11 protein-coding genes are annotated in these 12746 nt (G+C 35.8%); 8 read left to right on the forward strand and 3 right to left on the reverse strand.

The features are described 5' to 3' along the window. Positions 1–54: 54 nt before the first annotated feature. Positions 55–1689 carry a nucleoside kinase gene (locus EHW90_RS04960; RefSeq protein WP_124951696.1) on the forward strand — a complete coding sequence of 545 codons (1635 nt, stop codon included), beginning with the start codon at positions 55–57 and terminating at the stop codon, positions 1687–1689. Positions 1690–1733: 44 nt separating this feature from the next. Here the strand turns inward: EHW90_RS04960 and EHW90_RS04965 are convergent, their stop codons facing one another. From EHW90_RS04965 to EHW90_RS13455, 3 genes are all read right to left on the reverse strand, one after another. Further along, a complete protein-coding gene (locus tag EHW90_RS04965) occupies positions 1734–2909 on the reverse strand; it encodes a ribose-phosphate pyrophosphokinase (RefSeq protein WP_124951698.1) in 1176 nt (391 codons plus the stop codon). A 183-nt stretch (positions 2910–3092) separates the two neighbouring features. Then, positions 3093–3353: a helix-turn-helix domain-containing protein gene (locus EHW90_RS13785; protein WP_314611121.1), complete on the reverse strand. Its 261-nt coding sequence runs from the start codon at positions 3351–3353 to the stop codon at positions 3093–3095. Continuing rightward, the gene (locus EHW90_RS13455) at positions 3298–3651 is read right to left on the reverse strand and encodes a hypothetical protein (protein ID WP_243113916.1); all 354 of its coding nucleotides are present in this window, start codon (positions 3649–3651) and stop codon (positions 3298–3300) included. The genes EHW90_RS13785 and EHW90_RS13455 overlap by 56 nt, the downstream gene beginning before the upstream one ends. A 155-nt stretch (positions 3652–3806) precedes the next feature. Here EHW90_RS13455 and EHW90_RS04975 point away from each other — a divergent pair, with 155 nt between their 5' ends. The 7 genes from EHW90_RS04975 (at position 3807) to EHW90_RS05005 (ending at position 12725) form a co-directional block, all read left to right on the forward strand. Further along, complete coding sequence (locus EHW90_RS04975) at positions 3807–5270, forward strand: MFS transporter (protein WP_124951700.1); 1464 nt, start codon at positions 3807–3809, stop codon at positions 5268–5270. A gap of 28 nt (positions 5271–5298) precedes the next feature. After that, a complete protein-coding gene (locus EHW90_RS04980; protein ID WP_243113917.1) occupies positions 5299–7587 on the forward strand; it encodes a glycoside hydrolase family 2 protein in 2289 nt (762 codons plus the stop codon). A 246-nt stretch (positions 7588–7833) separates the two neighbouring features. Continuing rightward, on the forward strand, positions 7834–9159 hold the full coding sequence (locus tag EHW90_RS04985) for an ABC transporter substrate-binding protein (RefSeq protein ID WP_124951704.1): 1326 nt from the start codon (positions 7834–7836) through the stop codon (positions 9157–9159). A gap of 74 nt (positions 9160–9233) precedes the next feature. Then, positions 9234–10127: a carbohydrate ABC transporter permease gene (locus tag EHW90_RS04990; RefSeq protein WP_124951706.1), complete on the forward strand. Its 894-nt coding sequence runs from the start codon at positions 9234–9236 to the stop codon at positions 10125–10127. A gap of 11 nt (positions 10128–10138) precedes the next feature. Then, a complete protein-coding gene (locus EHW90_RS04995; RefSeq protein WP_124951708.1) occupies positions 10139–10999 on the forward strand; it encodes a carbohydrate ABC transporter permease in 861 nt (286 codons plus the stop codon). Between the two features lie 24 nt (positions 11000–11023). Further along, on the forward strand, positions 11024–11995 hold the full coding sequence (locus EHW90_RS05000) for a metallophosphoesterase family protein (RefSeq protein ID WP_124951710.1): 972 nt from the start codon (positions 11024–11026) through the stop codon (positions 11993–11995). Between the two features lie 40 nt (positions 11996–12035). Then, the gene (locus tag EHW90_RS05005; protein ID WP_124951712.1) at positions 12036–12725 is read left to right on the forward strand and encodes an MBL fold metallo-hydrolase; all 690 of its coding nucleotides are present in this window, start codon (positions 12036–12038) and stop codon (positions 12723–12725) included. Positions 12726–12746 lie beyond the last annotated feature (21 nt).

A 12746-nucleotide genomic window follows, 5' to 3' on the forward strand; every position in this document is an offset into this window, starting at 1 on the left:
TTCAAAGGAAAGGCTGAGTATTCAGTCTTTTCTTTTCATAGGAAGGAGAATGAAATGAAAAAGTTTAAAGTAAAGATAGGAGATGAAACTTACTTATACGAGGAAGGTACAAGTTATTTTGATATTGTAACGGAGCAAAAGAAAAAAGCTCTGCTTGTCAAAGTAAACGGTAAGCTTCAGGAATTGCATAAGTGCGTAAATGGTGATATTGCCCTTGAGTTTGTCACATTGAGTGATGCCATAGGCAGAGCAATATATGAGAGAAGTGCGATACTGATACTTTTAAAAGCTATAGACGATATTTACGGTAGGAGTATAAGTCCGAGAGTGGAGTTTTCCACAGGTAACGGACTTTTTATCAGACTCGGCAGTGAACAAGACTATGATGTGGAGAAGATAAGTAATCGTATGAGAGAACTTGTTGATGAAAACATCAGAATCGAAAAGACTAATGTACACACGGATTTGGCGCTGAAGATGTTTCACGATGCCGGATTTTTTGAAAAGGAGAAGCTTTTCAGATTTAGAAGAGTATCAAGAGTGAATATATATAAGCTTGAAGACTATATAGACTATAATTACGGATACATGGTCTACTCTACAGGGTTTATAGATAAATTTTCTCTTACAAAGTATAAGGACGGAATAGTTCTTGTTATACCCAGAAAAGAAAATCCTGAGGTTGTGGAAGAGTTTGTACCTGAAGAAAAGATTTTTAATGAACTGAACAATGCAAGTATCAGTGCTATGGAAATGGGAGTATCCGATGTAGGTTCACTCAATGAGATGATTTCAAACGGTATGACCAATGAGATGATTCTTATCTCTGAAGCATATATGGAAAAGAAAATAGGAGATATTGCCGAGGATATTATAAAGAGGGGGAATGTAAAGCTTGTAATGATTGCAGGACCTTCTTCATCGGGAAAGACTACATTTTCACACAGGCTCAGCATACAACTTATGGCACACGGTATAAAGCCTCATCCGCTTGAGGTGGATAATTACTTTAAAAACAGAGAAGATACACCAAGAGATGAGAAGGGTGAGCTTGACTTTGAAAGTCTTGACGCTATGGATATTGAACAGTTCAATGCGGATATGTCGGCTCTTTTAAACGGCGAAAAAGTGGAACTTCCAAGCTTTAACTTTAAAACAGGTCAAAGAGAGTATAACGGAAACTTCTTAAAACTTGAAAAGGATGATATACTGGTCATTGAGGGTATCCATTGCCTTAACGACAAGCTATCTTATAAATTGCCTAAAGACAGCAGATATAAAATATATATAAGCGCATTGACACAGCTTAATATTGATGAACACAATCGTATACCTACTACAGACGGAAGACTTCTTAGAAGGATGATCAGAGACGTCAGAAAGAGAGGAATTTCCCCAACAAAAACTCTTGCTATGTGGGATTCGGTCAGAAGAGGTGAGGAGAGAAATATTTTTCCATATCAAAGCAGTGCGGATGCGACATTTAACTCCGCTCTAAACTATGAAATTGCGGTATTAAAGCAGTATGTCGAACCGGTTTTATTCAGTGTAAAAAAAGACTCTAAGGAGTATCCAGAGGCAAAAAGGCTTCTTAAGTTTTTGGATTATTTCCTTGGAGTACCAAGTGACAATGTACCTTCCAACTCTATATTGAGGGAATTTATAGGCGGAAGTGCATTCCATGTTTAATATTAAAAGGTCGCCCTTAAGCTTTGTAAAGGCGACCTTTTTCTTTATTTGAATTTTGATACGAATTTCTGTATTTTTGTGGTTGGTGACAAGCTCTTGCTGATTGAAACATCGTGGTTATATGAGTTTATAATAGCTGCAAGATACTTTGTCATGTCGGCTTCAAGATACCAAGGTCTTGTTAAAAGTTCAGGATTTCTGTAGTGTACATTGGTTGTGCATACATAGTCGATAATTCCCTGATTGTGGAATTCATCGAACTTTTCAAGCCCGTTTGTAAACAGACCGAATGTGGCGCAGATAATAATTCTCTTTGCATTTCTTTTCTTAAGCTCTTTTGCAGTATCAAGCATACTTTCACCTGAAGAAATCATATCGTCCATAATAATGACATCCTTACCTGCCACACTGCTGCCCAAAAACTCATGTGCAACTATAGGGTTTCTGCCGTCTACAACTCTTGAATAGTCACGTCTTTTATAGAACATACCCATATCCACACCGAGGTTGTTTGCAAGGTATACGGCTCTGTTCATAGCTCCCTCATCAGGGCTTATAATCATCATATCATCCTTGCTTACTTTCATATCGGAGATATTTGTAAACATTGCCTTGACAAACTGGTATGTAGGCATGAAGTTGTCAAATCCAGTAAGAGGAATGGAGTTTTGTACTCTCGGGTCATGTGCGTCAAATGTAATTATATTGCTGACACCCATGCTTACAAGCTCTTCAAGTGCCAGTGCACAGTCAAGAGATTCTCTCTTTGTCTTTTTATGCTGTCTGCTTTCATATAAGAAAGGCATGATAACGTTTACTCTTTTTGCATTTGCAACGCAGGCGCTGATAATTCTTTTTAGATCCTGATAGTGGTCATCAGGTGACATATAGTTTGTAAAGCCGTTCAGTTTGTAGCTGAGAGAGTGATTGAGTACATCTACCATTACAAATACATCTGTACCGCGAACAGACTCTTTGATAACACCCTTTGCTTCGCCTGAGCCGAACCTCGGACAGGCAATATCAAGCAGGTAGTTGTCACAGTCATAGCCTCTGTAGTGCAAATCCGCCTGACAGTTCATAAGCTCAGTAGTATCATTCCTTCTGAATTCAACTATATAGTCATTGACTCCCTTTGCAAAGTCATAACAACTCTCAAGCGCGGCAATCTTTAGCGGTGCTACCGGCAATTGGTCTTTAAATACGAAATCGTTTGGCATTTCTTTCTCCTAGGTGATTAAGATTATAGACAGTTCGGATGAACCGTCACGAATATTTACTTACGAAGATACTATACACTATGGAAAATGTGAAGTCAATAATATGGATTTTAATCTCTTAAGTCTAAAAATTAGATTCAGATATGAAATTTATTTAAAAATTGGCAATATTATATGTGAATTTTATTTGTTAAATAAATTGTTTCTGTACTGCCTTGGAGATATTTTGTATCGTCTTTTAAATACCCGACAAAAGTAATTGCTGTCATCATATCCGCAGACTATGGAAATATCATTTATCGGAAGTTTTGTGGAATTCAAAAGAAATATAGCCTTATCCATCCTGACTTCATGTATGAACTCCGTAACTGTTTTACCCAGTTGTTTTTTAAAGACGGCACTTAGATAGTTTTTGGTTACATGAAGATTTGAGTTTGGTATTATTTATATCAATTGCCATCTCATTAGATACACTGTCAAGATAGTACGGATGGACTTTATTTCTGTGTTGCAAAGTTTTTCTGCACAGTGTTCCCAAAACTATTGCCAGATACTTGGCATCCTGATATGAATCCATATTTCTTCCGTCCAGTTTCATTGAACACAAAGCATTATAGGCACTCATTGCCTTTGAATAGTCACCGGATGAGAGCATATTTAAAAAATTCTCTTCAATTTCATATCTTTCCTCAATATTTTTTATCTCAAGTATTTCTCGGTCTTTATATTCCTGATGATCCATGTTTTTCTCCAATAGCAGTTCAAAACTCGTCTATACTACAATGATACCATAATATTATGCTACTTTAAAGATAATGATTCACTTCCTAAATAGGTAAATTTAAGATAATATTAAGTAAATATAATATCTTGGTAAACTAAGAACGGAGGTAATTTATGAATCAGAACGGAGTTCATAGAGCTAAGTTATGGCAGATAGCCGGATTTGCCTTAAATAACACAGCTACAAATTTGTATCTATTTTTTATGAATTTTATCAGTTATTATCTGGTAGGATTCGTAGGCGTAGGAGTTGTATTGGCTTCCACTATCATTATGAACATGAGAATTTGGGACGGTGTTACAGATCCTTTTATAGGATATGTGGTTGACAAGACAGATTCCAAATTCGGAAAAAACAGACCTTTTATGCTGATAGGAAATATCATATTGGCGGTATTTTCATTTTTGATAGTTCATGTAACACATATTGTACCTGAGAAAAGCAGACTTTTGGTATTTATTGTTTTATATATGATTTATATCATAGGGTATACTTTCCAATGTGTTGTTACAAAGTCGGCACAGACCTGTCTTACAAACGATCCGAAGCAAAGACCTATGTTTACAATATTTGACGGTATTTACAACACCATACTCTTTGCGGCGATACCTGTTTTGGTATTCCAGAATCTTATACCGAAGTATGGAAAATTCACAGAAGAATTTTACCATGAGTTTTGGCTTATAACCGCAGTTATATCAGGTATATTTACAATTATTGCAATAATTGCAATATCGGGAAAGGACAGAACCGAATTCTTCGGACTTGGAAAACCTACAAAGATCAGGCTCAGAGATTACTGGGAGGTTTTATCAAAGAACAGAGCAATACAGATGCTTGTGGTATCCGCATCTACAGATAAGCTTGCGATTACCACACAGACCAATGCGGTTGTTGTAATTATGGTTTACTCAATAGTTTGCGGAAATACCGCAGCAGGCGGTCAGGTTGCCGCTTATACCGCAATACCTACTGCACTTATGTTGTTCTTCGGTGTAGGTTATATTGCAAAATATCTCGGACAGAGAAAGGCAATGCTCTTCGGTTCTATAGGCGGACTTATAACATGTATCCTTTCGATAGCATCATTTTATGTTTTCGATCCTACAACTTTGAGATTCCCGGGAGAGGGCTTTACAGGTTGGAACATATTTACAATAGTATTTCTTGTATTATTCCTGCTTATGAAGGGCTTCACAGGAGTATCGGGAAATATAGTAATACCTATGACTGCAGATTGTGCTGACTATGAGGTATATCGCTCAGGTAAGTATGTGCCGGGTCTTATGGGAACACTTTTTTCATTTGTAGATAAGCTTATTTCATCACTTGGAGCCACTATTGTCGGACTTTGCTGTGCGGCTATAGGATTTAAGGATGCTCTTCCGACTGTGGACACACCGATGTCTCCGGCAATCAAAGCAGTCGCAATGTTTTGTATGTACGGACTTCTTATAATAGGACTGGTTTGTAATCTTATTGCTATGAAATTCTATCCTTTAACAAAGGAGAAGATGGAAAGCATCCAGGCTGAAATAGCTGAAATAAAGAAAAAGTCACAGAATGAAGCCGTATAACAAAACGGATATTTTTAGGAGAGAAAATATGAGAACAGTTGATGATTTGAATGACGGTTGGCTTTTTAAAAAGAATACTGAAGTAAATGATACATTAGTTGTAGATGAGAGCTTTGATATGATAAATCTTCCTCATACCTATAACAGTTTTGACGGACAGAACGGAGGAAATGACTATTATAAAGGAAAAGCTGTATATATAAAGAAGCTAATAAGACCTTTTGTATCACCTGAGAGTGATTTTATCTTAAATTTTGAAGGCGTAAATTCGGTAGCAAGAATATATATTGATGGTGAGTTCGTGAAGGAGCATAGAGGCGGATACTCAAGATTTAGAGTTAATATTACAAGATTTTTTGAGAAAAAAGATTCTGTTATGCTTGCTGTAGAAGTTGATAATGCCAATCATTCCGATGTATACCCTCAAATGGCCGATTTTACATTCTATGGAGGTATCTACAGAAACGTAAGCCTTATTTCAGTACCTAAGACAAGATTTGATATAGAGTATTATGCAGGCAGCGGAGTAGCCGTTACATCAAAAATATACGGTGAGGATGCAATAATAGATATTACCGCTTATGTAAAAGACCCACTGGAATCAGATATGGTTATGGTCGAGGTAAGAGACGGTGACAGCTATGAAGATATCGGGTCGGTTTTTGCACCTGCAAGGAATATAACAAAACTGAGTCTTAAGATAGATAATGTACATCTTTGGAACGGTGTGAAAGATCCGTTTCTATATGGTTTGAGCATAAAGCTTATAAGACATAATGAAGTACTTGATAATGTAGAGCTAAATCACGGTATCAGAGAGTACTATGTAGATCCGGATAGGGGATTTTTCTTAAACGGAAAGAGCTTTCCTTTAAGAGGTGTGAGCAGACATCAGGACAGACTTGGCAAGGGTAATGCACTTGAAAAGCTTGATCATTTTGACGATCTTGATTTGATAACGGATGTAGGTGCAAACAGTGTAAGACTTGCTCATTATCAGCAGGATGATTATTTTTATGAGCTTTGTGACAGATACGGACTTATAGTATGGGCGGAGATTCCTTTTATATCCAGAATGAATAAGGATCCGAAGGCACATGAGAATGCTATGGAGCAGATGAAAGAGCTTATTTATCAAAACTACAATCATAGCAGTATATGCTTTTGGGGAATTTCAAACGAAATAACGATTGCGGGAGATGTTCCGGGACTTGCAGATAATTTAAGAGAGCTTGATGAACTTGTAAAGAGTATTGATAAAACAAGACTTACAACAATGGCTCAGGTATCAATGCTTCCAATGGATTCAGAACACAATCAGATCACAGATATACTGGCATACAATCTATACTTTGGATGGTATGGCGGAAAGTATACAGATAATGAAGTATGGTTTGATAAGTTTAGAGCCATGCATCCAAACAGAGCGGTAGGACTTTCAGAGTATGGTTGTGATGGTATTATAAGTTGGCATTCAAATACACCTGAATGTAAGGATTATACAGAGGAGTATCAGGCTGAGTATCATGAGCATATGGCAAAGCTTCTTGCTGAAAGACCTGAGATATGGGGCTCATATGTTTGGAATATGTTTGACTTTGGCTGTGATATGAGAGATGAAGGCGGTGTTAAGGGTAGAAACAACAAAGGTCTTGTAACAATAGACAGAAAAATAAAGAAAGACGCTTTCTATGTATATAAGGCATATTGGTCAGATGAGAAATTTGTTCATATCGCAAGTAAGAGATTTGCCATTAGAAGTGATGAAAAGATAAATATAAAAATCTATTCAAATATGGAAAAGGTAAGATTATTTGTAAACGGCACTGACCTTGGCGAAAAGAAAGGTGGAAAGATTTTTGTATTTGAGAATGTAAGCCTTAATATGGGAGCAAATTATATAAAGGCGGTAGGCATAAGTGATGATGAAGAAATATCTGACAGAACCACATTTATCAGAGAGGAGAAGCCTTTTGCCGGATATGTAAGACCTGCGGATGAAGAGGAAGCAGAAGGAGTTAAGAACCGGTTTGAGGATATGGACAAGGAGAGTCTTGAAGCAGAAAAGCTTGAATTTAACCCTGAATTCTTCAGCATAAAAGATACAGTGGAAGATGTATTCAGAAATGATGAAGCAGGAGATATATTAGTATCTATTGTAAATCAGTTTGGAATAATGAAGGTTAAAAAGAGTATGCTTGGAATAATGGGTGGCATGCTTGTAGAAGAAATGTCTTCATTCTTCAGCCCTGATAAGGCGGATAGTGAGAAGGTCTTTGCACTTTTGAATAGGAAGTTACAGGAAATTAAGAAATAAGATATTAAGTAAAATTATGATTATTTAAAAGATAATCTATTTAAAAGCATCAAACCGGGGCTTTTTTTATTTGCATTATATTCGAAAGAAGTGTTGGTTTTATAGCTGTAGATTACTAAGCCTATTAAGGACGCATAAGCGAATAATATAAAGCTTTCATAGAAGTTAAAAATATTGACACGTTTCAATTTAAACGTTATAATAAAATTACTAAAAAGAGAACCTTGATTTTATAGGAGGAAAATTATGAGAAAATTGTTGGCAGCTGCATTATCGGTAGCAATGGGAATGTCACTGGCAGCTTGTGGTGGTGGATCATCTAAGCCTGCAGAGGAGACTACAAAGTCTGCAGAATCAGGTGCAGATAAGGCAGAAAGTGGTGATACAAAACTAAACGCAGACATTGAGTATTGGTCAAGTTGGAGTGAAACTGAAGCTCAAGCAGATGCATTAAGGGAAGCAGCAGATGAATTTATGAAAGCTAATCCGGGTGTCAAAATTAATTTTACATTTAACGGTCGTGATAACAGAAACCTGGTTGGCTCAGCAGTATCGGCAGGAACAAAGGTTACAATGATGGATGCTAATGCTGATAATATTAAGTCTATGTGGTCTGAAATGACAATGGATCTTACACCTTATTTTGAAGAGTCATATGAATCAACAGGTGGAGAGAAGTATGTTGATAGAATTATGCCAAGTATGTCGGGATTGTCTGCTAAGCTTTTTGATGGAAAGTATTCATATTTTCCTTACGCACCGCAGGCATTTATGATTTTCTGCAATAAAAACATATTTGATGATTGCGGGATAACAAAATATCCTGAAACCTGGACAGAATTTATGGATGCTTGCGAAAAAATCAAAGCAAAAGGATATACTCCGGTTACTACAGACAGCAATTATGCTACAAGCTGGGTTGGATATTATATGAGCCGCTTAATGGGTAATGATGAGGTCACAAAATTGAGCAATGATCCGTCAGCATGGAGTAATCCGAAGGTATTAGAGGCGGCTAAAGCTATTGAGGATATGGCAAAGAAGGGATACTTTGATCCGGTTATAGAAACCAATACATATCCGAATGCACAGCAAAGTATGGTTATAAATGAAAAAATAGCAATGTACATCAATGGAACATGGCTTCCTAACGAAGTAAAAGAGTCAACACCGGATGATTTCAAATGGGGTTCTTTTGCATTCCCAACTGTAGAAGGCGGAGTTGATGATCAGACATCAGGATGCTACAGCAGCTATGGTATTGCAATCAATAAGGATGCAACAGAGGAAGAAGCTAAGGCGGCAGCAGCTTTTGGAGTTTATGTAACTACAGCGTTTGACCAGAAATTTTCAGATATGGCAAATGCTATTCCTGTCAGTGTTGACGGTGTATGGCCGGATAGTTTAAAAGATGCACAACAAGTTATGTCAAAGTATACAAACAGATATCCGTCACAGACAGCGCTTATCCTAAATAGTAACAGTAAGCAGATTATTGCAGATGCTTGTTTAAAGCTGATGGGTGGAAGTATCACCGCAGAAGAATTTGTTGAAATGGCATCTAAGTTCTAGTATATATCAGTGATAAAATCATTGCTAAAATGTAAAGGCATTTTGCCTTTACATTTTTTCATAAGGAGGATTTTATGAAACAGACGAAAAGATCAATTATTACGTTTATGTTACCGGCTGTAGTACTTATGGTAGTTATATTTTTATATCCGACATTAAGAACTATTGCCATGAGTTTGTTTAAGGTAAAGAGTGTAACTACTCCGTTAGTGGACTGGAAATTTGTCGGTTTTGGAAATTTTTTTAAGTTATTTAAAACACCTTTATTTGTCAGATCCATGGTAAATATTCTAAAAATATGGATTTACAACGGTATTGCTACAATGGTTTTATCTATGTTGTTTGCACTGGCTTTCACAAAGGATATTCGATTCAAAAAGTTTTTTAGAACTATAGTTTACCTTCCAAATGTAATTGCAGCTATTGCAGTAGGTTATATGTGGTTACTTTACGTATACAATAGCAGATTTGGACTTCTTACAACTATGTTTGCAAGACTTGGATTAAAAGCTTTAGCAGATTATCAATGGCTAAATTCAGATCATATGTTTTTCTCAATGTGTATTGCAAATGTATTCGGTAATGTAGGATACTTTATGATGATGTTCATAGCAGGAATTGAAAAGATACCGCAAGATTACTTTGAAGCGGCATCATTAGAGGGAATTACAGGATTTCAACGTTTTAGACATATTATTTTTCCTTTGACAAAAGGTGTTTTAAGAACTGCGATAGTGTTATGGACAACAAGAACTATGGGATTCTTTGCCTTATCACAAGTTTTCTCAGGTGTAAATACATATACACCTATGCTATTTACATATCAGACTTTGTTTGGAACGGAAGTAGCCTCAGAGTCGGTAAATGCAGGAATGGCTGCCGCTGCGGCAGTGCTAATGACAGTTATCGTAGTTATTGTGTCAATGATTTTAAATCATGCAATTAAAGATGATAACTATGAGATATAGGAGGTGAAGTGATGAAGAATAATAAAAGAAAGTCCGACTTCAGATGGAGAAAAGAAATTACTTTATTACCTAGTTACATTATTGGAGTTATTTGGGCCTTTTTTACAATATTTATGATTGGCTGGATTATTGCAGCTTCACTGTCATCAACAAAAGAGGTTTTTACAGGAAATGTATTATCTACAGGATTACATTTTGAAAATTATACTAAAGCTTTCTTTAGAAATAAGGCATTGATGAATCTTTTAAATTCAGTGATTTATACAGTACCGTCATGTATCCTTACTATTATAGTGAGTGCACCTGCAGCATACTGCCTTACCAGATTTAAGTTTAAATTTAACGGTTTGATTAAAAAGAGTATTATTACAGCACTTGGAATCCCGGGTATTATGATTGTTATGCCGCTATTTTCAATTGTCAGTACATTAAAATTGAGTGGAACACATTTGACTTTGATCTTTATATATACGGCAACTTCAGTACCATACACAACTTTCTTTCTAATGGCATTTTTCCAGGGGATATCTGATGTGTATGAAGAAGCGGCGGCAATAGACGGATGTGGTCCGATACAATGCTTTTGGAGAATCATGTTTCCATTGGCACAACCTGCAATTGTGACAGTAACAATTTTTAACTTTATAAGCAGATGGAATGAATATTTTATGGCATTGATTTTTGCCAATAAATCTGAACTTCGCCCTGTAGGTGTAGGTCTTTATCAGACTGTACAATCAATGATGCAATCAGGTGATTGGGCCGGAATGTTTGCATCTGTAGTAATTGTATTTATGCCAACTGTAATTATATACCTATTCCTTTCCGATAAAATTGTGGCAGGGGTGACGTCAGGTGGTGTTAAGGGTTAATTTAATAATAATTGAGGTGGCAAAATGCATTATAGTAATGTGAAATTTGGGATTTTTACTGATTTACATCTTGATATTATGCATGATGGAAGAATACGACTGGATACATTCATAGAACAAATGAAGAAAGAAGATGTTGACTTTATCATTCAACTGGGAGATTTTTGTTACCCGGAGGATACAAGTAAATGCCTATGTTCAGAAAAGAATATGCCTATAAATCTTAAAAATGCGATGAGAGTACCGGCTGATGTACCTAAAATTGAACTGTTGGAGAAATTTAATAAATTTTTCAAACCACATTATCATGTACTTGGAAACCATGAGTTCGATTTTTGCTCAAAGGAACAGGCGATGAAGCTCTATGGAATGGATAAGAGATATTACTCTTTCATATGTAAAGGTTGGAAATTCTTAGTGCTTGACGGTAATAATTTTAAAACAAAGACCGGAGAACTTAAAGATTATTATTATGGGGATTATTTTGATTCTGAAGATTTACCATATATTGATTCGGAACAAATGGAATGGATTGAAAAAGAACTGTTGGAATCTGATATGCCTATAATAATATTTTCACATCAACCTCTAAATGAAGGCCACAGAGGCATAAAAAATGCTGACGAACTTTCAAATTTATTCATAAAGGCAAATAGAAGCGGTAAAAAAGTTAGACTTTGTATAAACGGACATATACATGTAGATAGATTGGAATGTGATAAAGGAGTGTATTACTATACTCTAAACAGTATGTCAAATCATTGGATCGGTACAAAGTTTGCAAAACATAGATTTTCAGATGAAATAGAAGCGGCTTTTCCAAATCTTCAGTATACATTTCCATATAAGAGCCCGTTGTATGCAGTAGTAGAATTAAATAGCAAAGGGGCTTATATTAAAGGAAAATCGGGAGAGTTTATAAAGCCAAGTCCGTTGGATATGGGGTGTGATGAGGATTTGAGTGCATCTGTACAAGATAGAGAAATCTTATGGTGATTTATATAAAAATTTTATTATAGTAAAATAAGGAGATAAAATGGAATTAAAATTCACCGGAATAGGAGCGGCATATTATCCGGTACTGGGAAGTAATTGTGCATTTTTTGAGCATGATAACTGTCTATACTTAATAGACTGTGGAGAGAGTACTTTTAAAGCTATGTTTTCACGTAATGAAATATATGATTATGATAATATAGTTGTACTGCTTACACACCTTCATGCTGATCATATCGGTAGTCTGGGATCTTTTCTTTCTTTTTGTAAAAATGTACTTGATAAAAAAGTATTATTGGCAGCTGAGGAAGATACCATTGTAAATATATTGGCTCAAAGTGGAGTTCACACTGATAAATATAATTTCACAACAGATTTTAAAGAATGCGAAGCGAACGGATTATCTATTTATGTGAAGAGAGAAAGCCATGCTACAGATATGTTATGTTGCGGATTTATTTTTGAATGTAATGGAGAAAAGATATACTACAGTGGTGATACAAGTAATATTCCGTCTGATATTTTAAATGCCTTTCTATCAGGAGAAATAAAGACTATGTATCAAGAATGTACATTCCTAGATACAGACAGTACATCACATTTTTCTCTTAAGAAATTATGTGAGATTATTCCTTATGAAGAAAGACAACGTGTTTATTGCATGCATTTAGGAGATGATATTGATGATGATATTGTTAAAGCAGGATTTCGTGTTCCGAAAGTAGTATAAATTGGAATGCCGGAGGTAAGT

Origin of the sequence: Lachnoanaerobaculum orale, from assembly GCF_003862485.1 — a bacterium.
GTDB classification, from domain to species: Bacteria; Bacillota; Clostridia; order Lachnospirales; family Lachnospiraceae; genus Lachnoanaerobaculum; species Lachnoanaerobaculum orale.

Coding starts and splice junctions, on each gene's coding strand:
- EHW90_RS04990 (WP_124951706.1), top strand. CDS start 9,234: ATGAAACAGACGAAAAGATCAATTATTACGTTTATGTTACCGGCTGTA.
- EHW90_RS04975 (WP_124951700.1), top strand. CDS start 3,807: ATGAATCAGAACGGAGTTCATAGAGCTAAGTTATGGCAGATAGCCGGA.
- EHW90_RS04995 (WP_124951708.1), top strand. CDS start 10,139: ATGAAGAATAATAAAAGAAAGTCCGACTTCAGATGGAGAAAAGAAATT.
- EHW90_RS04960 (WP_124951696.1), top strand. CDS start 55: ATGAAAAAGTTTAAAGTAAAGATAGGAGATGAAACTTACTTATACGAG.
- EHW90_RS13455 (WP_243113916.1), bottom strand. CDS start 3,651: ATGGATCATCAGGAATATAAAGACCGAGAAATACTTGAGATAAAAAAT.
- EHW90_RS04965 (WP_124951698.1), bottom strand. CDS start 2,909: ATGCCAAACGATTTCGTATTTAAAGACCAATTGCCGGTAGCACCGCTA.
- EHW90_RS04985 (WP_124951704.1), top strand. CDS start 7,834: ATGAGAAAATTGTTGGCAGCTGCATTATCGGTAGCAATGGGAATGTCA.
- EHW90_RS04980 (WP_243113917.1), top strand. CDS start 5,299: ATGAGAACAGTTGATGATTTGAATGACGGTTGGCTTTTTAAAAAGAAT.
- EHW90_RS05000 (WP_124951710.1), top strand. CDS start 11,024: ATGCATTATAGTAATGTGAAATTTGGGATTTTTACTGATTTACATCTT.
- EHW90_RS05005 (WP_124951712.1), top strand. CDS start 12,036: ATGGAATTAAAATTCACCGGAATAGGAGCGGCATATTATCCGGTACTG.